Source organism: Spiroplasma endosymbiont of Polydrusus pterygomalis (genome assembly GCF_964030635.1).
Taxonomy (GTDB): domain Bacteria; phylum Bacillota_I; class Bacilli_A; order Mycoplasmatales; family Mycoplasmataceae; genus Spiroplasma.
Genome location: NZ_OZ034909.1, coordinates 948,395 through 969,343 on the forward strand (window position 1 = coordinate 948,395; position 20,949 = coordinate 969,343).

Annotated in this window: 23 protein-coding genes and 1 pseudogene; 7 read left to right on the forward strand and 17 right to left on the reverse strand. The window is 25.1% G+C overall.

The features are described 5' to 3' along the window. Positions 1–12: 12 nt before the first annotated feature. Genes ACQH23_RS06170 through ACQH23_RS06185 form a run of 4 tightly spaced genes read right to left on the reverse strand, consistent with a single transcriptional unit; the run spans position 13 to position 3,833 of the window. Positions 13–1,035 carry a hypothetical protein gene (locus tag ACQH23_RS06170; protein WP_425377642.1) on the reverse strand — a complete coding sequence of 341 codons (1,023 nt, stop codon included), beginning with the start codon at positions 1,033–1,035 and terminating at the stop codon, positions 13–15. Then, complete coding sequence (locus ACQH23_RS06175; protein WP_425377643.1) at positions 1,025–1,942, reverse strand: hypothetical protein; 918 nt, start codon at positions 1,940–1,942, stop codon at positions 1,025–1,027. Before ACQH23_RS06175 ends, ACQH23_RS06170 begins: the two co-directional genes overlap by 11 nt. 6 nt (positions 1,943–1,948) lie before the next feature. Then, complete coding sequence (locus ACQH23_RS06180) at positions 1,949–3,355, reverse strand: hypothetical protein (protein WP_425377644.1); 1,407 nt, start codon at positions 3,353–3,355, stop codon at positions 1,949–1,951. Positions 3,356–3,371: 16 nt separating this feature from the next. After that, complete coding sequence (locus ACQH23_RS06185; RefSeq protein ID WP_425377645.1) at positions 3,372–3,833, reverse strand: hypothetical protein; 462 nt, start codon at positions 3,831–3,833, stop codon at positions 3,372–3,374. Between the two features lie 314 nt (positions 3,834–4,147). Here ACQH23_RS06185 and ACQH23_RS06190 point away from each other — a divergent pair, with 314 nt between their 5' ends. Further along, positions 4,148–5,392 carry a hypothetical protein gene (locus ACQH23_RS06190; RefSeq protein ID WP_425377646.1) on the forward strand — a complete coding sequence of 415 codons (1,245 nt, stop codon included), beginning with the start codon at positions 4,148–4,150 and terminating at the stop codon, positions 5,390–5,392. 55 nt (positions 5,393–5,447) lie between these two features. Then, complete coding sequence (locus ACQH23_RS06195) at positions 5,448–5,861, forward strand: lipoprotein (protein WP_425377647.1); 414 nt, start codon at positions 5,448–5,450, stop codon at positions 5,859–5,861. Positions 5,862–6,219: 358 nt separating this feature from the next. Here the strand turns inward: ACQH23_RS06195 and ACQH23_RS06200 are convergent, their stop codons facing one another. From ACQH23_RS06200 to ACQH23_RS06220, 5 genes are read right to left on the reverse strand one after another with little or no spacing between them, the layout of a single operon-like run. Next, on the reverse strand, positions 6,220–8,853 hold the full coding sequence (locus ACQH23_RS06200; protein WP_425377648.1) for a hypothetical protein: 2,634 nt from the start codon (positions 8,851–8,853) through the stop codon (positions 6,220–6,222). Between the two features lie 3 nt (positions 8,854–8,856). Then, positions 8,857–10,248, reverse strand: a complete 1,392-nt coding sequence (locus ACQH23_RS06205) for a hypothetical protein (RefSeq protein WP_425377649.1) — start codon at positions 10,246–10,248, stop codon at positions 8,857–8,859. Continuing rightward, complete coding sequence (locus ACQH23_RS06210) at positions 10,241–10,519, reverse strand: hypothetical protein (protein ID WP_253301740.1); 279 nt, start codon at positions 10,517–10,519, stop codon at positions 10,241–10,243. Before ACQH23_RS06210 ends, ACQH23_RS06205 begins: the two co-directional genes overlap by 8 nt. Next, complete coding sequence (locus tag ACQH23_RS06215) at positions 10,519–11,979, reverse strand: PBSX family phage terminase large subunit (RefSeq protein ID WP_425377650.1); 1,461 nt, start codon at positions 11,977–11,979, stop codon at positions 10,519–10,521. The genes ACQH23_RS06210 and ACQH23_RS06215 overlap by 1 nt, the downstream gene beginning before the upstream one ends. Then, positions 11,972–12,370: a hypothetical protein gene (locus ACQH23_RS06220; protein ID WP_425377651.1), complete on the reverse strand. Its 399-nt coding sequence runs from the start codon at positions 12,368–12,370 to the stop codon at positions 11,972–11,974. Before ACQH23_RS06220 ends, ACQH23_RS06215 begins: the two co-directional genes overlap by 8 nt. Before the next feature lie 302 nt (positions 12,371–12,672). Here ACQH23_RS06220 and ACQH23_RS06225 point away from each other — a divergent pair, with 302 nt between their 5' ends. Then, positions 12,673–13,653, forward strand: a complete 981-nt coding sequence (locus tag ACQH23_RS06225) for an IS30 family transposase (RefSeq protein ID WP_425377652.1) — start codon at positions 12,673–12,675, stop codon at positions 13,651–13,653. Positions 13,654–13,783: 130 nt separating this feature from the next. On the opposite strand, the gene ACQH23_RS06230 is transcribed toward ACQH23_RS06225, so the two are convergent. From ACQH23_RS06230 to ACQH23_RS06240, 3 genes and pseudogenes are all read right to left on the reverse strand, one after another. Then, a complete protein-coding gene (locus ACQH23_RS06230) occupies positions 13,784–14,128 on the reverse strand; it encodes a hypothetical protein (RefSeq protein WP_425377653.1) in 345 nt (114 codons plus the stop codon). A gap of 21 nt (positions 14,129–14,149) precedes the next feature. Then, a pseudogene (locus ACQH23_RS06235) lies at positions 14,150–14,422 on the reverse strand (hypothetical protein); the annotation flags it as partial. Next, a complete protein-coding gene (locus ACQH23_RS06240) occupies positions 14,389–14,652 on the reverse strand; it encodes a hypothetical protein (protein WP_425377654.1) in 264 nt (87 codons plus the stop codon). The gene ACQH23_RS06240 and the pseudogene ACQH23_RS06235, both read right to left, overlap by 34 nt. A 61-nt stretch (positions 14,653–14,713) precedes the next feature. Here ACQH23_RS06240 and ACQH23_RS06245 point away from each other — a divergent pair, with 61 nt between their 5' ends. Together ACQH23_RS06245 and ACQH23_RS06250 are read left to right on the forward strand one after the other, a co-directional pair. Next, on the forward strand, positions 14,714–15,109 hold the full coding sequence (locus ACQH23_RS06245) for a hypothetical protein (RefSeq protein ID WP_425377655.1): 396 nt from the start codon (positions 14,714–14,716) through the stop codon (positions 15,107–15,109). A 15-nt stretch (positions 15,110–15,124) separates the two neighbouring features. Continuing rightward, positions 15,125–15,286 carry a hypothetical protein gene (locus ACQH23_RS06250; protein ID WP_425377656.1) on the forward strand — a complete coding sequence of 54 codons (162 nt, stop codon included), beginning with the start codon at positions 15,125–15,127 and terminating at the stop codon, positions 15,284–15,286. A gap of 12 nt (positions 15,287–15,298) precedes the next feature. Here ACQH23_RS06250 and ACQH23_RS06255 read toward each other — a convergent pair whose 3' ends face one another. The 5 genes from ACQH23_RS06255 to ACQH23_RS06275 all read right to left on the reverse strand — a co-directional run bounded on the left by ACQH23_RS06255 (position 15,299) and on the right by ACQH23_RS06275 (position 18,629). Next, the gene (locus ACQH23_RS06255) at positions 15,299–16,249 is read right to left on the reverse strand and encodes an IS30 family transposase (RefSeq protein ID WP_425377657.1); all 951 of its coding nucleotides are present in this window, start codon (positions 16,247–16,249) and stop codon (positions 15,299–15,301) included. 199 nt (positions 16,250–16,448) lie between these two features. Then, positions 16,449–17,009: a DnaD family protein gene (locus ACQH23_RS06260; protein ID WP_425377658.1), complete on the reverse strand. Its 561-nt coding sequence runs from the start codon at positions 17,007–17,009 to the stop codon at positions 16,449–16,451. Between the two features lie 16 nt (positions 17,010–17,025). Further along, positions 17,026–17,313, reverse strand: coding sequence for an HU family DNA-binding protein (locus ACQH23_RS06265; RefSeq protein WP_425377659.1), 288 nt, complete (start codon positions 17,311–17,313; stop codon positions 17,026–17,028). Between the two features lie 195 nt (positions 17,314–17,508). After that, entirely contained in the window at positions 17,509–18,192 is a 684-nt protein-coding gene (locus ACQH23_RS06270; protein ID WP_425377660.1) for an IS3 family transposase, read from the reverse strand. A gap of 305 nt (positions 18,193–18,497) precedes the next feature. Continuing rightward, positions 18,498–18,629, reverse strand: a complete 132-nt coding sequence (locus ACQH23_RS06275; RefSeq protein WP_425377661.1) for a hypothetical protein — start codon at positions 18,627–18,629, stop codon at positions 18,498–18,500. A 418-nt stretch (positions 18,630–19,047) separates the two neighbouring features. Here ACQH23_RS06275 and ACQH23_RS06280 point away from each other — a divergent pair, with 418 nt between their 5' ends. Both ACQH23_RS06280 and rsgA read left to right on the forward strand, forming a co-directional pair. Next, on the forward strand, positions 19,048–20,061 hold the full coding sequence (locus tag ACQH23_RS06280) for a protein kinase domain-containing protein (protein WP_425377662.1): 1,014 nt from the start codon (positions 19,048–19,050) through the stop codon (positions 20,059–20,061). Between the two features lie 54 nt (positions 20,062–20,115). Next, positions 20,116–20,937 (forward strand): ribosome small subunit-dependent GTPase A, encoded by an 822-nt coding sequence (gene rsgA, locus ACQH23_RS06285; RefSeq protein WP_425377663.1) that lies wholly within the window; start codon positions 20,116–20,118, stop codon positions 20,935–20,937. Positions 20,938–20,949: the final 12 nt, after the last annotated feature.

Consider the following 20,949-nt stretch of genomic DNA (forward strand, 5'->3'; position numbering starts at 1 on the left):
TTAAACCCCTTTCTAACTTACTTTTTTTCTTTCAATGTGTAAATCAGAAAGTGTTCCATCTGTCCCACCAGTACGTATAGCAATAATTCCATCACCTTCTAATTCTACACGATGAGAAAAAACGTTTCCTAATTCAAATGAACCAACAGTTATTTTTCCCTCAAAATTTTTGTATGTTGATAAATAATAATGATTTTGATTACTTGTTTTAATTCAAATATTGTATTTATAATTTTCTTTGTTTCAATTTTGTATTTCATAATCAAACCTTGTATTATCTAAATCACTGGTATCAACAATTTCTCAATCTGAAATATTTGTTTTTCAAACCCCATTATCATAATAAATCGTATCATTATCAAACGGAACAACAAGTTTAATATATTCATTATAATCAATTTTACTATAATCGATAATTGTTGGATGAGTAATATTAATAGTGTTATCAGTTTGAACGCGTTCTTTTAAATAAAATAATAAACTGTCATAAAATGTTTTTTTCGTAATATATTTATATTCTTCTTCTCAAGGATGAGCATAATTCCCTAAATGATAATTATATGGTCTCGTAACTGTTTTACTAGATATAATATCAATTATTTCACCAGCTAATTTTAAAGCATTTTTAACATCACGAGTAATATTTTCATTTGCTTCAGGGTCATTAGTTTGTGAATAAGCAACTCCACCTTGTGAAAATGAAGCACTACCAGTTAAATCATTAACTCCTTTTGGCAAATATCAATTCATAACTGCTAATAAACAAGCAGATTGAATATAACTTAATCATTTATCATATTCAATTAAACCAGTATTATCTTTTTTAACTCAGGGAAATAAATCTTTTTTATTTATTTTATCTGAAATTGTCCCACCTGATAATCTATCCATTCATAAACTAGTTTTTAAAATAGCATTATAAATTAAATTATCATTATAAGCAGATTGCTTACGGTCATTAATAGGTTGTCAAAGTTTACTTTCTTTAACATCTTCAACTGTTATAAATAACAAATTACTTAAATTACTTTCCATATAATACACCCCTTAATTGATTTCGATATTTATTTCTTAAATTAGATAGTTTATAACCATTAACTTTTCTTTGTACTTTTTTAATTTTTTTAATAGTTTGATTAGTTTTATAAAACATACTTTTAACTGGTGTTTTATATAAATTATTAATATTTTTAACATCACTTTTTCGCTCTCGATATCATTTTTTATTATTAATTTCACCAGCAAAATTGAAATTAAAGTGTCCAATCTTTAAATTATTAATAAACCTTTTAATTTGTTGTAATTTTTGAATATGTGGTAATGTTAATTTGATATTTCCTTTTGGGTATTTTTCTTTTAATTCTTTTGGTAATCGTTTTTTAATATAATCTCTTAAATGACTAGGTAATCATTTTCTTAATCAATAACGCCAAAATAAAGTTCCTGCATTAGATACAGCATTACTTAATAATTTTCAAATTTCAACTGGAACACTAGGATAAACATATGGACCATAAAACTTCGGGTGTTTTGCTGTTTTTGTATATATTAAAATAGTTAAATTACCTGTTAAAGTTAACTTATTTGTTATATTAAACATACCACTATTAAGCCAACTACTATTTAAAGGTTGTCAATTAGTGTTTAGATAATTTTCTTTTTTAAATTGTTCTCTATTTTTAATATTGTTATCTTTTTCTAATTTACTTAATATTTGTTGAATTTCTTTTTTATGACCTTTTTTAATTAAATTTAAATAAGTAAATGGATTTAATCATTGATAAATATCTTCAATTTTATTTGTAATCTTTTGAAAAGGATTAGCATAATATGAAGCAAACTTATTAACCTTATTAATTAAATTAACAAACTTATTTATTAAAGGTTTATTTCCTAAATTTTCTGTTAATAAAGTTAAAATTCGTAATATTAATAAATTCATTGTTTATTAAGAATTTTTAATTACTACTTCAATTGACTTTGTTTTACCAGTTGCTTTGTTTTTACCTTCAATTAAAACTTCAACAATTTTATCATTTGTAATATCAATTGGTCAGTCTTCACCTTTAGGATTAATAGAATAATCAAAATCATTTTCAGTTAAAGAACTATCTACAGTTTTAACTGCTTTTAAAACAACGTCTTTAAATTGTGGTTTTAATCATCCATCACTAACATCTTTGGGATCTGGTAAATTAATGATTGGTTTATCTAATTTATTTATTTTACTAATATCTATTTTAGCAACATCTGGTGTTAAAATTACATTAGATTTTGTTGTATTTATTGGTGTAGAAATTTCATAATCAACCGGCACTCTAAATGTTTTATTTAAATTACTTTTAGCAGTATTTATTTCTTCTTGTGTTGGTTCTTTTTCTAAAATAATCTTACATGTTTTTGGATATAAAATTGTTGGTGTTGCATATTGTACTTTACCAATTCATTTAGGGTTAGCAGTATCATTATCTAAAACTTGTTGAATAGTATCCATATTAATTGGATATGCTCATACTTGTTTATTAATAAGTAAACCATTTATATTAGTAAAATTATAACCTTTATCTCGGTTAACTTGTCCTTTTGTATATGTTTTTTCTAAATGAAAACTTTTTGATACCGGAATACCCATTGCGGTATTTTCATATAATTCACCGTTAACCATTGCTTTTAATTGAGCTTGTGAACCAATTACTTTTAAATAAGCAGGTGTTAATCCTAAATAGGATCTTCGTCCTAAAACCATAAACATTTTATCGGTTGGTAAACCAAAATATAAATTACTAATTTGATTTGTTAATTCAATCAAAGTTTCATTTAATGTAAAGAATGCTTTATTTGCATCATCAGCATTATCTGCTGTATAACCACGAAATGGAATTACTTCATATTGACCATCTGCTAAACAATAATCATAAATAGCCTGAATTAATTCACATTCTAAATTAACAAATTTATTCTGTACAACACTAGCAATAGCATCAGCAATAACACCATTTTTAATATTTTGTTCTATCATTGCTAAGTCAAATGCTTCATTCATTAATTTTAAATTAAATCTTTTATTAATAGGCACCGGAATTCTTGTTAATCCCATTGTTTGAGTTGCCCCACCATTTGGTAATGAATAATCATCTTGTCATACCACACGATGAGTTAAATTATATAATGCTTGTCCTGCATTAGGTAATCAAGCAACTTGTTCAGCAGTTGCAGTTGCATATTGCATAATACTTGCATGCTCATTCATTAATGGTCCTCTTAGCATAGCGTTAACCATATCAACATAGGCTTTTTGACCTGTTGTATTACCTTGTAATGTAAAATGTACTTGCGGCAAATTAATTGTTGCCATAATATTCACTCCCTTATTATCTAAGGTTTTTAAGTGTATAATCAGTTAATTTCTTAATTTCTTCTGGAGTATATGCTCCTTTTTCTTTAATAGTTTCAATTTCATCATTTTTATTTTCAACCGAATTTTCAATCATATCTTTAATTAAATTAGTTGGTGAAACTGATGGTTGTTCTTCGACAAACAAATCAGGTTTTAATTCTTTTAAAGTTTGCATTTTTTCAAATAAAGAACTACCACTAACTTTTTCTAAATTAGTTTTAATATCTTCAATTTTAGTAGATGGAACATCTTTAAAGGCTTTTAATTCATCTAATTCATTAGATAATTTAATAAAGTCTTCTTTTGATATAACATCTTCGCGTTTTTGCACACTTTCTCTAATTTGCTTTGCTTCATTATTAAACTGATTTAAGATATTTTCTGCAATTTCTTCACTTAAACCTTGTTCGATTAATTGTTCTTTTATAAGTGCCATTTTATAAACTCCTCTTTTTTTATCCTTGTCCGATTAACAAGTCAGCGTAACTCTTTTTTACGGAAAAAGATTAAACCTATGCCTTCATTATATACTATTATTTTACTAATACAATACTTTTTATACATAAAATACTAAACTTAATATATTTTATTACTATTTTAGGTCTTAAAACGCGTAATAATAGCTTTTTAACAAGATAAAAGCCTTTAAAATAATTACCAATTTTGCTTGTATATATATATATATATATATACAATGAGGATAGATCTTGATAAAAAAGTTTCAAGATTAAGAAAAGGAGAAAAACAAGTATGAAAAAATTACTTAGTTTATTAAGTGTGTTAACAATTGGAGGAAGTGCTGTACCAACAACAATTGCCGCTAGCCCTTATCAAAAAAAAGAGAAATTAAATATAATTAAGAGAGAAATTAAAACAGATATTTATTTTAGTTGTTCTGGAGACAAAATTTTTACAAAAGGAAGAATAACTGGAATTTTTAATCCAAACTCTTGAGAAAGAATTATTCACAACTATCAAAAAAATAACCCATATCAATATGATTATATTTTTAAAAGTTTAATTGAAAAACATAAAAATCGCGGAGTTCAAAGCGAATATGTAGGAGAAATTAATGATGGAAATTGTGATGACTTACCAGAAACTTTAATTGCTCGACCTATTTTTAATTCTTGAAATCAAATTAATGATGTTTGACAGAAAAGCAACAGACAAAAAAGAATAAAAATTACAGTTGCTTGTAATGTATTTAGTAATTCTTATTATTTAGAATCTGTTAATATTATAGATGATGGTGCTATATATGAAAATAATTATATTAATAATTTTAATAATGATTTTAATAATTCAAGACAAAAAAGATCAACAAATAATAGCAATAATATTATTAACTTAGAATTAATTGAAGACAATAATAACGTTAGTATTTTAAATAAAATTAAATATTTATATCCTAAATTAGATATTTCTCAATTTGAAATTATTAATAAAAGTGAATATTCGGGTTTTACTGAAAGTTTTTCAGCTGAATTAGTTGTAAAAAATAACAGTAATGTTTATTCTGCAGGACTTAGTAAAAAACTAATTTTTAATACTAAAACTAAAATTAATGAAATTAAAAATAAAATAATTAATGACCCATTATTTAAACAATGAAAATCCCATATAGACAATTGAAAAAATAATTTGAATTCATCAAGTGAATGAAAAGAAACAGCCAAAGGATATATTCGAGATTTATCTATTATTTTAAGAATAATAAACAATACATCTAAGATAGAAGAATTAAATAAAACTGTTAAAGGAATAAAAGAAAGTATTGATACTTTAACAAATATGATTAATAAATTAGATAATAAAATACAAAATTTAGAAAATTCTAACTCTGATTCTAGTCTTGATTGATGTCAAAATGTTGGTTGAGGGGTTTCTGTAGCCGCTGGCGCTTCAGCATTTACAGGAATAGGTGAAATAATTTCAATTATTGCAGGATCAGTTGCGGTTTTGTGCGGAGTAATTGATACATTATCATCTTAAAAATTAAATTTTATTATTGTTTATAATTTATATTTAATGGAAATAATTATTTAAAATGAAAAAAATATTAAGTCTTTTAGGAGTAATCACTTTAATCGGAACAAGTACAACAATTTTAGTTGCTTGTAATACACCAGATAATGAAAATAAGAAAAAAATAACAAAAAAAGAACCCGAAAATCCTAATATAAATCACAATTTACCAAAGTCGCCATTAGGTAATTGAAAACTAGTTAATGGTTTTATTAATGAAAAACAAGATGATAATAATAAAAATTATTATTTTGGAATTATTAATAACGGAAGTGGTTGAGAAACTATAACTTGAAGTGGGAAACAAATAGATTGAAAATATCAATATAAAAATATTTATCGATGAGAGGGCGACGGTTTACCAGAAACACCAACAATAAATGGAAATACTGGGGAAATTACGAATTGAAATGAAAGAAAAGAAATTAAAAAATAATTTCTTTTTTTGTTTATGTAAATTGCATTATAAAATATAGGACATAATTATTTGTGACACAAAAGTAGGATCATTAATATTCCCTTGTAAATTGTGTAAATTAAAATGTGGTGGTTTATTAGTTGTATAATGCAATTTTAATTTACAATTTAAGATATTAACAATAAAAGTTGATATTTTATAAAAATTATAAATAAAAATAACCAGACAAACTAAAAAATAAATAAATTTACTAAAGCCACTAGTTATTAGACAATTTATAAATTAATTAATAAGCAAATTAAATTTGATTTATTTCACTTACAAAATTCATTTTTTTGCTTCTTGCTATCCAATTAAAAACCCCATAGTTTTTTTATTATTTTCAATTTTTAATTTCCCCAGTATTTCCATTTATTGTTGGTGTTTCTGGTAAACCGTCGCCCTCTCATCGATAAATATTTTTATATTGATATTTTCAATCTATTTGTTTCCCACTTCAAGTTATAGTTTCTCAACCACTTCCGTTATTAATAATTCCAAAATAATAATTTTTATTATTATCATCTTGTTTTTCATTAATAAAACCATTAACTAGTTTTCAATTACCTAATGGCGGAACTGGCGGCAAAACATATTCAGGATAATTAAATGTTGGTATTTCATAGTCATGTGGTAATAAAAAACTAGTTTTATAATTAGTTGTCATATCGCGTAAATAATTATTTAATACGCTTTTTGTTTTACCACGAAAACTTCATACTGATAAGCGTAAATAATCTTCTTCATTATTGGTATATGGGTTATCAGCATAAAAGATAATTTCAAAATTACCTTTATATAATGCTTGTATTGAAAACATATCAATAATATAACTACAATTTGTCCCATCTGGTGTTTGTAAGAATTCACAATCATTATCTTCTTCACTATAACTAACTGGTGTTTGAGCATCTACTACTGTTGTAAGTTCATTAATTAAATAAACTCGGTTAGTTTTTTCGTTTAATTGTTTTAGATTATATGTTGAATAAACTATATTATTTGTTGGTTTACCATCCTTAGTTAAAACAGTACTTACTAATTTATCAGTTAATAAAGTGGTAAACCCGAAGCTAGTGGCATTTGCTCCAAAAATAGCACCAACTTTATCATTACCTTGTTCTCTAAATATTTCAAATGGTAAATAGCATTTACCTTTTGAGTTTTCAGACCAAAAAGCATCATTATAAAAACTATAAATATTAGCACTCATAAAGCCATTAAGTCATTGAAAATTAGGTCAAGTTTTTTCATCTTGATTAATAACTCAGCCCCAAGGAATACCAAACGAAATAAAGTTTAAGAATTTACCAACTCCGCCTGGTATCGTAAAAGGATTAAAAACTAACTTTTGTGTATAGTTTAAAGGTAATATTGTTATTTGACGGTTAATAAAATTATTCATATTTAAAATATCTCAAACATTACATGCACCCATTTTATTATATTCAATTTGAACACTACCAACAGTATTACCAAATTCATCTTTTCTTCTAAAATATGATGATGCTTGGGTACTAATAATATTATCAACCTTACCACCCTTTACCTCTATTTGACTTGGTGGCGTTATTTTTCAATTTTTAGACCAATAAAATTTAGAGTCATTATTTTCTTCATTAATAGTTGTTCCAACAACGGGATTAGTTGCTGTTGAACTTGCATTATCTGTTATAACAATACCTTCACTATTTTTTTGTTTTCAAAAGTCATATCTACTTTCCATATCTTTTTTTCAATTTTCATAACCGGTTATCATTGTTGGTTGAATCCCTTGAATGTTATATCAACTTACTTCTGGTGATGCATAAGTATTTACTTTATCAGGCGGACACGGATACATGTTATACATTAATAAATCTCGTGAATTCATTACTTTTGGATTAAATTGACCTTTAATAATTGGCCGGCCAATAACGGGCATATCAAAAAAGATCGGATTACCATAAAATTTAACTGCCATTGCTCTAACACCGGGGTCTTTTAATAACATATCATCTAATTCAACAATACCTTTATTTGTTTTCTCATCATAAGTTATTTTAGGAAAACAATAACCTTCCCCAGGTGCTGATGTTTGAATAAATTGTCGTACTGATAAACCACTATTACTAATTTTGTCATTAATACTTGAAAAGGTAATTTCTTGTCATAAAAAACTACCATCTCATGGTGAATAATAATTAATAACATTTGATGGATATAATCATTGTCTATCTTGGGGAGCAATATTTATATTGCCACCACCAATATTTAATCCATGGTCATTAAAAACCGTATAAAAGTTATAATAATCATTAATATTTAATTTATCTGCATCTTCATCTAAAATTAATAAAGTATATTGTCTTTCAGTTGATTGCTGAGTAAATACTTGTTCAAATTTAGCTTCACCAAATTGAATCGAACTTCTATCATCAATCATATAAGCATCTCAATGTTTACCAACTTTAACTTCTTTTGTATAAAAATTATCAGCTTTATTATCATTATTAATAAAATAACTTAATTTATATTGCTTTAAGTATGCTAACATTCTATTAATATCATAAATATTTTCCCCATCAATTAATTTTCAATAAACATTATTATTTTCATCTTTTAATTTTATCGCGAAAGGTGTTTCGTTATTGGCTCATATAGTTGAATTAATTGATTGTTTACTAAAATCATCAATTGTTAAGATATTAATTTCTTCACCTTTATGTTTTTGAACTATTTTTAAACTATCTTGTCATTGAGCAATCGTACTTTCCATATTATCAAATATTCTTGAATAACTACCATAATCACTAGGCTTTGCGTTATTGGGTTTTCAACCTGTTTCAGTATCAGGAATATATGAACTATAAACATTAAAAGGAAATACCATTCAATGTCTATTATCTTTTATATTTTCTCTTATATCTATTAAAGTATCGTGGGCTTGTCTTCTTAGTTCTTCGATAACTCCTGGGTTAATTCTACTCATTTTTTAATTCTCCTTTATTTCTGTTCTACCTTGCAAGGTATTTTGATTATTACCAGTTTCATCATATTCTAGTAATTTATTATTATGTTCGATTTCTTTGGCTTGCATTTTATTTTGTCATGCTTCTACTTTCTCAAAATATTTTGTTGCTTCTAATTCATCAATATTGTCATATTCAGTTATAGCTCTTATTGGTTCCATTGTGCCATTATCTAATCTAGCAGTAATTAATTCATTTTGTCGCATTTGGTCAACTAAACTAGCACTAATAAAATCAAAACCATAAGGTCGTTCACCAATACCATCTCATAAACCATAATATTTTAAAACAGTATCAAACATCTTAGTATAATATTGCTTACGATATGCTTGTAAATATGCTTGTTTTTCTAAGTCTTTTGTTTTAGTTAATAATGACTGTGTTTTATTCTGGTCATTATCTGATTTATCACCAAATGGACTAGAAAAATGACATGCTAAATATACTTGCTCAATAATTGATTTTTGATCTTCGGTATATGTTTCTAATGTTGGTGCACCTTGTACTACTTGTAAAGATTGTGATGATGTCCCATCTGCTGCCGTTTGACCTGATTGAATGAAAATATCATCAAATACATCTTGTAATGCTTTTTTATTTCCCATATTGTAAGCATTCATTAAACCATCATCTAATACCCCATATCAGTGCGTACGATTAGCTCATCGTTCTTTTGATTTAATATTAAAACTATCTTCTAAATCAAATTGTAATTTATAACAATTTGCCATCGTAGGTCATGGATTTAATGTAGTTGAAGTTGATAAGAACAACGGATTAGGTTCATTAATCATTTCTCAAAAAGGTACTATACCTAATTTATTTTTAAATTCTTGAACTAAAATAGGTCTAACATCATCTTTAATTTGTGTTTTACTTTGTCCAACAACTACCTCATTATTTTTTGGTCAACCTTTAATAACTATTTTATCTTTGGTACAAATTAAATTTAAAATAAAACCACTGTCTGATTGATGATAATTTAATCAAATGTCGGCCCCTTGTTCAATTTCATTTATTTTACTTACACGTGATGTAAAGTTAAAAGGATTAATTCATAAATCAATATTACCATCACTAGTTTCTAATAAACCAAAAATATTTTTACCCATTAAACTTGCTGTTAATTCGTTTTTATCTAACTTTTCTTTTATTTTATAATTTTCATATCATCAATTTAATTTTTCTAAAATGTCTTTACGATGAGACTTAAATAAAATATCTTTACCATTTATTAATCGCATTTGATGACGAGCAATAATATTTGCTAAATTAATTGTTCAATCATAATTATAAAATTTTAAAACACTATTAATATCACTTAAGTTTGGTAAACTAGGGAAAGTATTATTCATGGTTATTTTGCTCCTTTAATTTTAAGATAAGTGCATAATTAATAATATTTACTGTTAATAAATTTGGCTCATTTGCTAAAACTTGAACACATACTTTAACTTTTTGATATTTTTTAATATATTCGTTATATAAATTTAATTTACATATTGCGATATTATCTTTTTTTAATTCTTGACAAAGTCTTTTTTTAACTTGTCCACAAACAGACATATAAGGTCTTTTTGCATTTATTACACGTTCATCATGGATTACATAAATATCTTTTTTCATTAAGTTATTCACTCCCTTTGTTGTCATAATTTATAATCTGCTGAATTATTATGTTTAACCATTGGTATTAATTCAAAATGTAAAGCATAAAAATCACTATCAAATGTATCATCATATAAGTCTAACATTCGTTCTTCTCTGGCATCTGGTTTATCTTCTCATTGAATTAATTCATATTGGGTTTTACTGACAGGACATTTTTCTCATAATCATTTTAATTGGTTTGTATTTATTAACATTGTAAATGCTTCAATCCGATGTCTTATTTTAAATTTCTGTTTTTGTGCTGGTTTAAATGTCATATATTGCCCAAAAGTATAATTATATTTTTCTCTATTTAAACTTTGTAATGTTGAATATGCACTATCATCAACATTTATTGATATACCTTGTTGTATTAAATTAAAATATTGATTTAATTGATTGTTATAAAACTCTAAAATATCTTTTACTTGTTCTAACTCTGTTTTAAATTGGTGTGTAGCATTTGAATGCGTATACTCAGAAGCTTTATAAGCTTTTTTATCAAATGAATTATATAGTCAAAAACTAGCTGATGTTGTATGTCCCTTAGGACTGGTCGCGTTAGCAATATCAACACCACCTAATAATTTCGTTGGTTGAATAATATCTGTTGCTTGCATAATATCAATATATCTTGCAAAAATTGAACCACTAGTATTACCGGGCAATCCTCAACTCCATACTCTTGCTCTTTCAATATCTAATTGTTCTAATCTTAATTGTTCATTAACTTTATCTTGTGGTAATTTATAATTAAGTCTTCAACTAGAATAATGAATAATAATTTTCATATTTCATTTTTCAATATATTTAATTTGTTCATATTTACTACGCATTATTTCTTCATTAAAAGATAATAATTCATTACAATAACCAACAATATATCTTTTTAAACTTTCAGGATTACACGTATTAATTGTTATTTTATTTTGATAACCACGAATAGCAAACTCTAAATCACTTAAATCTTTTTGTTGAAATTGGTCACATTCTTCTCTTCAATCAATTACTAATTTATACTTATTCAAATCAGCAAAGGCTTTTAATTTTTCTTTTCGACTTGGTGAATGTAAACCTTTACAATATATTTTGCTACCATTTGATAAAGTAAAAGTAAAATTTGATAAATTAATACTATAAGGAATATTATTTTCATCTAACATATTTCATATATTTTGAAATACACTATCTTTTAAATCTTTACTCCAATACATACTAGCAATTATACAAATTGGTTCTTTAATTAATAAACTAATTTTTAATAATTCACCAAACATTTTAATATTTGATATAGTCTTACCGCTATATCGTGTTCCAATTTGATTAATTTCATTAACTAATTCATATTTCTTAACAAATGGATATTTATTACCAATATTACTATTTTGTAATAACCAATAAGGCGTTTCTAATAAATAAGTAAAATGATTAAGCATTATTTTCAGTTTCTTTTTTAATATCTCTAATATCCGTTTGTAAATTAACAATTATTGGTTGTTGATTATTTAAGTTTAATTCTTTTTCAAGTTCTTTTTCTTGCAGTGAATATTTATAATTAAATGCACGCTGTCAATATAACCTAGTACCTTCTGGCGTTTTAACCATTTGTTTAATAAGCTCACTTTCTATTTTATCAACTTGTTTTTCAAGTAAAGGAACTATCTTCTCGCTCGCGTAACTATCATATCTTCACTTGCGAGAAAGATTTAATTTATTGGTTAAATCATTCAAAGTATAGGGGATATTAGGTGATTTATCACGTCAAAACTGCTCTATTTTACGATAAAATGTTCGTAAACTTGCTGTTTTTGGATTAAATTCTTTCATTTTTACTCCTTTTTGCATACTAAAATTGCTATTATTTAATGAATATGATTAAATAAAAGAGTAATTAATAACTATAAAATGTAACAAAGAACCATCGCGGTTCTTTTTTATTATTTATATTTTACATCAAAATAAAAAAAAGTAAAGTAATTTACTTTTTATTTTAGTATACAAGCATAAAGAGATACAAATTCGATACTTGTTACATTATAATAATATATCTTTAAAATTATTTGTCAATACCTTTTTTTAAAAATTCGTGTATAAATGAATTTAAACAAAAGAAATGGATGTACAAATATATGCAAGATTATACACATGTAAAATTTGACGAACGAAGATTTATTAAGGATTTATTGTTATCTGATAGTTGCAAAAAGAAAAATGGAACGATTAATTTATCTGAAATATCAAGGCAAACGGGAAGAGATATTAATACTGTTAAAAGAGAAATTAATAGATTTAAAAATATAGAAGATTATGATGTTGGTAAAGCACATAATGATTATTTAAAAAAACGAAAAAAATCTATTAAAAAGCCCCCCAAATTCACAGAAGAACAAAAAGAATGACTAAATTTACGATTTAATATTCTTCATAATTCACCAGCACAAATTATTCATCGATATTTTATAAAGTTTGGTGTTAAATTTCCTGCTTGTGTTAAAACTTTTTATAAATGAATTGACTTAAAATTATTCGGTTTAAATAAACAAAATTTACGCCATCATGGTAAAAAATATAAGAAAAAGGGGGAATATGATAATCGTGGTAAATTAAATAATTTTAAATCAATATTAGATATTGAAAATAAGCAATCTAATGTTGGCTGATTTGAAATGGATACCGTAGTTGGAAAAGACCATCAATCTAGTTGTTTAGTTTTAGTAGAACAATCAAGTAAAAATTACTTTGTAATGAAATTAAAAAATAATACCGCTAATGAGGTTTTAACAAAATTTAAAGATATGATTGTAAGTAATAATTTAATGGGTAAAATGAAAGGAATAATAACAGACCGTGGGAAAGAATTTAGTAAATGAAGAGAAATGGAAATATTTGCTGAAACACAAGTTTATTTTTGTGACCCTGCTTCACCACAACAAAAACCATTAATTGAATATATGAATGGTGAATTTAGACATTGATTTAAAAAAGGAACTGATTTTAATAATGTTAGTCAACAAAAAATAGATTGAGTAGTTGATGTTATAAATGATAAACTTCGACCGTGTTTAAACTGAGTAAGTGCAAAAGAAATATTTTTACAAAATATTAAGTAAATTTTTATTAATTAAATTTAATAAATTATTTTTTAGTGTGTCAAAATATGTTCAAAATAATAACAATTTATAAATAATTTATTTTTTTTAAAAAATAGTTGCATTTATTTTAAATAATGTTATTATCAATTTAACAAGAGATACAAATTTGGAGCTTGTATCTACACAATGCCATTTTATTAATTGCAGCATTTAAATTATCAATTACAAGTTTGTTATTATTAAATTTTGATCATTTTACATCAATAATTTCTTTAGTATATCCATCAATTATTGTTGATTGATAATGTTTTTTACCATTTCAAATTAAATAAGTTAAATCAGTAAATAAAATTGAAAATCTTTCTTTAATATCATTAAAATTACGATTTACTAAATCAGGATATTTAATTATATTTTTATTTCTATTTTGTTTTATTAATATTTTTCTACGCATACGCTTTACATATTCAGCTTGAATATTATTTTCTTTCATAATTCGTAATACTTTCTTAGCATTATAAACAATGCCATAATCTTCTTTTAAATATTTGGTAATTCGACGATAACCAAATTGTTTTAAATTTTCTTCATAGACTTTTACAATATTCTTTAATGGTTCACTATCCTTACCAGTACTTGAATAATTTTTATATTTATCTCAATAACTACGCTTTAAATCTGTTACATCAAGTAATAAATTTAGTGGATATTTATTAATGTTTTCTTTGATAAAAAATACAATTTTTCTTTTATTTAATTGTAAAAGTCATGAAGCTTTTTTAGTAATTCATACCTAACTTTGTAATAGTTTAAATCTCTTTTTTCAAATGATTCTTTTGGACCTTTATTGGTGTTTAAAATTCCTTTCTTAAAATTTTCATACCATGAAGCAACAGTTTTTTTATTAATTGCATATTTTTTTGCAATAAAACTTATACTATTATTTTTAACCTCTTGTCCTATCCTTTTTCGAAAATCTGCTGTATATTTATTAAATTTTTGTCCTTTTCTTGCCATATAAAAATGCACCTCCTTTAAAAGTTTAGCAAAGACTTTTTTTCTTTACTTACTTTTTTGGGTGCAGTCTAGAACAAATATTAAAACTATTAATGGGAATTCATTATTAGGTAATGGTGATATATCTATTAATACTGATAATGATTGAGAAATTGTGAATACTAGTGATTTTATATCAGATACTAGTGATTGTTATGATATTAAAAATTATGATGAAAATAATTATAGTTATCAAATTTTTGTTCAAAATAATGAAAATAATCCAGATGGTGGATATGGGGGGGTGCTTACAACACATCCTAAGTTTCCATTTTCTGTTAAAGTTCCAATTGAAACAAATGATGGATTATATTTTTGTTTATCATTTTCACAAGGAAAAATTATATCATATAAAAATCAATACGGAACACCTGCAAAAATGCAAGCATTATATATTCAAAGAAAAAAAATAATTTAGAAAGGATTTTAATTAATGAAGCAAGATAAAACAACTTGATTAAAGGGTGCCTTACCTTGAAATTGATTTAAAAAAAATTCTATTCCAACTTATAATTGAACTCATAAAGATATTAGAGATTGAGAAAGAAAATATAAAATTCGTAGTTTAGTAGTTAGTTTTTATGCCAAATTGTAAAGTTAAGTGCAACTAAATTATTTTTCTAACCAAATATTCGATTGGCGAAAGATAATTTAGTATTTTTCTTGGTCTTTGGTTTAAAGACAATATAAATTTATGAACTGCATTTTTAGTAGTATTTGAAAAATTAAATTTTTTAGGAAATTTTTCTCTAATTAAACCATTAGTATTTTCATTAGTACCTCTTTGTCAGGGTGAATATGCATTAGCAAAATAAATTTTCACATTTAAATTTTTTTCAAGTTGTTGTCAATTAGCAAATTCTTTACCACGATCAAATGTTATAGTCTTAACAAGATTATTTGGAAGAATTGATAAATAATGGCTAATATTTTCGTTAATAACTTTAGTAGTTCTATTTTCAACTAATATTGCTAAAGTAAATCTTGATGTTCTTTCAACTAAAGTTATTAAACATGATTTACTTTTACCTCGTGATGATACTACGGTATCACCTTCTCAATGACCAAGAGTTACGCGATTATTAACATTAGCATTTCGTTCTTTAATTGATTTACCATTAAATTTACCCCGATTTTCTTGATATTTTAGTTTCTTACCTTTTCTTCTTAAATTTTTATTAGTAACTTTTTCAAGTAATCCAGAATAAATTCAATTGTAAATTGTTTTAAAACTAATAATTCATTCTTTATGAAAATTTTTAATTCTGCCATAAATTTGTTCGGGTGATCAACCTAATAATAATTTTTGTTGTACATATTTTACTAATTCTCTATTTTTAAACTTATGAAAATAAATATGTGATTGTTTTCTATTTTCTGCTTTATTTTGTGCAATTAATGAAAAATAATGATTATTATCTTTATTTCTATTAACTTCTCGAATAATAGTACTAATACTTCGATTAAGATTTTTAGCTATTTCACTAATTTTTATTTTAAACTTCAATTGATTCTCAATATAAATTCTTTCATCTATGCCAAGATGTTTATATCCCATATAAAAACTCCTTGCTTTATTTTTTCTAAAATAAACTTAGCATCATAAAATTTTTATATGAGATTTTTTGCAATTTTATTTACTTGCACTTACAAGTATAATTCAGCATAATAAATAAAAGTTTGTAAACCTTTTTATTAATACTTACTAAACAGGGTGCAGTCTACTCTTCCTAATTTTCTTGATTTTGAAACAATCCTTAATCAATTAATCAATTATATTTAGTTAATGATTTTGGTTTATTTTTAAGGTAATTATCAATAAATTTCAATAATTCTTTAAAAGTTATTTTTGTTTCTTGATGACTATTAATAATTAAGGTTAATTGAAAATCAGAAATTTTATTTTCTAAATAATTATTTAAGGTAGCTTTTTCGTGATCATTAAGAGGTTGTTGTAAAATTTCATTTACTTGGTCAAATAAAATCTTTTTCTCAACATTTAACTGTAAGTTTTCAAGTGAAATAATAATTTTATTAAAAATTGGTGATAAATCCATTTCCAAAACATCTTTTTTCATCTTAATATCAATGAAATCATCTTGTTTCAACTGATCTAACATTTGTTTTGCTTGTGCTTCGGTAAAATTAGAATGATTTGCAATCTCTAACGGCGTAATAAACCTTTTATCAGAAGAAGAACAGTTCATAATCAACATGATTAATACTAACTGTTCTTCTGATAAATTTATTAATTTATAATGACTTAACAAAAAGCGTCACTTATTAATACTGCCTTTGTTAAATAAACTATTTAACATAACAATTAAATCTTTCCTAATTGTTAATTAGTTTTAATGCATCTTTTAATTGTTTAGCTGGTTTAAATTTAGCTGCTTTAGAAGCTGGAATCTTGATTGTTTCCCCCGTTGCTGGATTTCTTCCATCTCTTGTTGCTCTTTTATTTACAACAAATTTACCAAATCCTGCAATTGATACTTCATCTTCTTTTACTAAAGTTTCTTTAATTTTATCAAAAATAAAATTTGTAATTTCTTCAGCACGTGATTTTGATAAATCAGTAAATTGTCCTGCAATTTGTTCTGCTAGTTCTTTTTTTGACATAATTACACCTCTTCTAATAAACCTTTTATAAATTTAGGTTTATATTATCTTACCCAATTTTCCAGCAAATGTATACCTTTTTAGCCAAAAACATTACTTTCAGCAAGTTTTCTAACTAAGAAAAATAACTTTTGAGTATAGAAATAGACTGTGCCTGTAGACTGCACCCTGTTTAGTAATTATTGATAAAAAGGTTTACAAACTTTTATTTATTATATCTTTTTCTTTTTGGTTTGAATATCATTTATTTCATTTTTTAACATCATTAATATATTCATTATGAGATTTATAATTTTTATTATGGATTGTTCCTTTTTTAAGTAATGAATGAAAACTTTCAATAATAATGTTGTCTGCACAATGATAATTTTTACCCATTGAAATTATAATTTTGTTATCTAAACATTTACTATTATAATCTTTAGATGTATATTGATATCCGTGATCTGAATGAATTATTGTTTTATTTAGATCTTTTTTTATTTTTTTAATTTTATTAATTGCAGCATTTAAATTATCAATTACAAGTTTGTTATTATTAAATTTTGATCATTTTACATCAATAATTTCTTTAGTATATCCATCAATTATTGTTGATTGATAATGTTTTTTACCATTTCAAATTAAATAAGTTACATCAGTAAATAAAATTGAAAATCTTTCTTTAATATCATTAAAATTACGATTTACTAAATCAGGATATTTAATTATATTTTTATTTCTATTTTGTTTTATTAATATTTTTCTACGCATACGCTTTACATATTCAGCTTGAATATTATTTTCTTTCATAATTCGTAATACTTTCTTAGCATTATAAACAATGCCATAATCTTCTTTTAAATATTTGGTAATTCGACGATAACCAAATTGTTTCAAATTTTCTTCATAGACTTTTACAATATTTTTTAATGATTCGCTATCCTTACCATTACTTGAATAATTTTTATATTTATCTCAATAACTACGCTTTAAATCTGTTATATCAAGTAATAAATTTAGTGGATATTTATTAAGGTTTTCTTTGATAAAAAATACAATTTTTCTTTTATTTAATTGTAAAAGTCATGAAGCTTTTTTAGTAATTCATACCTAACTTTGTAATAGTTTAAATCTCTTTTTTCAAATGATTCTTTTGGACCTTTATTGGTGTTTAAAATTCCTTTCTTAAAATTTTCATACCATTAAGCAACAGTTTTTTTATTAATTGCATATTTTTTTGCAATAAAACTTATACTATTATTTTTAACCTCTTGTCCTATCCTTTTTCGAAAATCTGCTGTATATTTATTAAATTTTTGTCCTTTTCTTGCCATATAAAAATGCACCTCCTTTAAAAGTTTAGCAAAGACTTTTTTTATTTACTTACTTTTTTGGGTGCAGTCTAAAGTTTAGCAAAGACTTTTTTTCTTTACTTACTTTTTGAGGTGCAGTCTATAGTGCTGTAATAGGGATATTGGGGCTAATTTCATTAATTAAATCAATAAAAGAGTTATTATTTTCGTTTAAAAACTCTTGGATTCTAGTTATAATATTCATAGGATAGTTTTCTTTCTAATTTTTTTCAAACTTAATTATACTGAAAACTTTCTTTTTTATTTTCCCCAACTTTGGCAACGCAATCTTTGAAATAACAGATTAAAGCCCTGTTATTTTTTATTGTTGTTTTTTCTTCGTGTTTTTTTGTGTTATGATGTTTACAAGTTGAAATAATAAAGTAAAAGGGTGGAGAAAATGGAACAAATCACAATTGGAACGATTTTACATAATCGATATCAGATTTTAGCTAAAATTGCTGATGGTGGAATGGCTGAAGTTTTTGAAGGGTACGATATGTTATTAAAACGCCCTGTTGCAATTAAAATTATGACGTTAACTTTATCAAAGAATAAAGAAGCAGTGGAGCGTTTTAATAAAGAATACAATTCAATTGCACAATTTTCCCATAATAATGTTGTTAAGATTTATGGTTCATTTGAAGCATATGACCGTCATTGTTTAGTTTTAGAATTAGTGAAAGGTTATACTTTAAAAGACCGTTTATTAACGTTAGGACCGTGTACTGTTAAAGAATTATTATATTTTTTTGATGAAATTAATTTAGCAATTACAGAAGCACACCAAAATGATATTATTCACCGGGATATTAAATCAGAAAATATTTTAATTTCATATGATGGGAAAATCAAAGTTGCTGATTTTGGAGTAGCAATTTTAGAAAATAGTGAAGATTTAGAAAGCAGCAAGGTTATTGGAACCTCAAAATATATGGCTCCTGAAATTGTTCATTCAAAACCAGCCACTAAACGCAGTGATATTTATGCATTAGGAATTATGTTATATGAGTTAGCAATTGGAACAGCGCCGTTTGTTGGGAAAAATCCAACATTTGTTGCGGTGAAACATATTAAAGAATTACCATTACGTCCGCGCTTAGTGAATCCAATGTTACCACAAAGTTTGGAAAATGTTATTTTAAAAGCAATTGCCAAAGACCCCAGTGAACGTTTTCAAACGGTTACGGAGTTTAATGCTAGTTTACAATCAGTTGAAGCAATTGAACACAAAAATGATAAACCATTAAAATTATCTAATTTAATTGCTGTAAAAGGGAAGTCGCATAAACTGTATGATCGCTATTATTCTTACCCATGGTTTTTAAAAATTAAGGTTGCCTGATGGTTTAGTTTCTTGTTTGTTGGTTTTATTATTGCGATGGTTTGCCTTTGGTTGTTTTTACCAAGGTAAAGTAATATGCATCAAACAGGAATGATTATTTGCATTGTTAGCGAGTTTTGTTATGTGAAAAATGATACTGACCAACAGGTTTATGCATGTAAAGCAAAAGGAATATTTCGCCATCAAGAGATTAAACCACTTGTTGGGGACTATGTTCAGTTTGAAATCCAAAATGACAATCAAGGAATTATTTATCAAATTAAACCACGAAAAAATGAATTATATCGCCCCCGAATTGCCAATGTTGATCAAGTTATTATTATTACAGCAATGGCCGATCCAACTTTTAATTCATATTTATTAAATAAATATTTAGCATTTATTGAATATAAAAGTTTAAAACCAGTGATTGTTTGCACTAAGAAAGACTTAGTGCAAACAGAGGACCTTTATCAAAAATATTTTAATTGATATCCAGCCTTAGGGTATGAGGTTTATTTTATTAGTAATAAAAAGGATGGCAAAAAAACATGACAACAATTTGAACAACTTTTTCAAAATAAAATTTCAGTTTTTACTGGTCAAACGGGAAGTGGCAAGTCGTCAACATTAAATACCTTATTACAAGCGGAAATAATTAAAACCCAAGAAATTTCAAAAGCCTTAGGGCGGGGGAAACATACAACAACAACAAGTGCCTTATATGAATTATTACATGGGATGATTGCAGATACGCCAGGTTTTTCAACCTTTGATTTAAGAGATTATGAAAAAAGCGGTTTAGCCCGCGCGTATCATTTTTTTAATCAGTATGCTAGTGAATGTAAGTTTCGAACTTGTTTACACTTACATGAACCTCATTGTAAAATAAAAGCCTTAGTGCAAGAAAATATTATTCCGCAGTTTTTTTATAATGATTATGTGCGAATTATGCAAGAACAATAGAAAGAGATAATT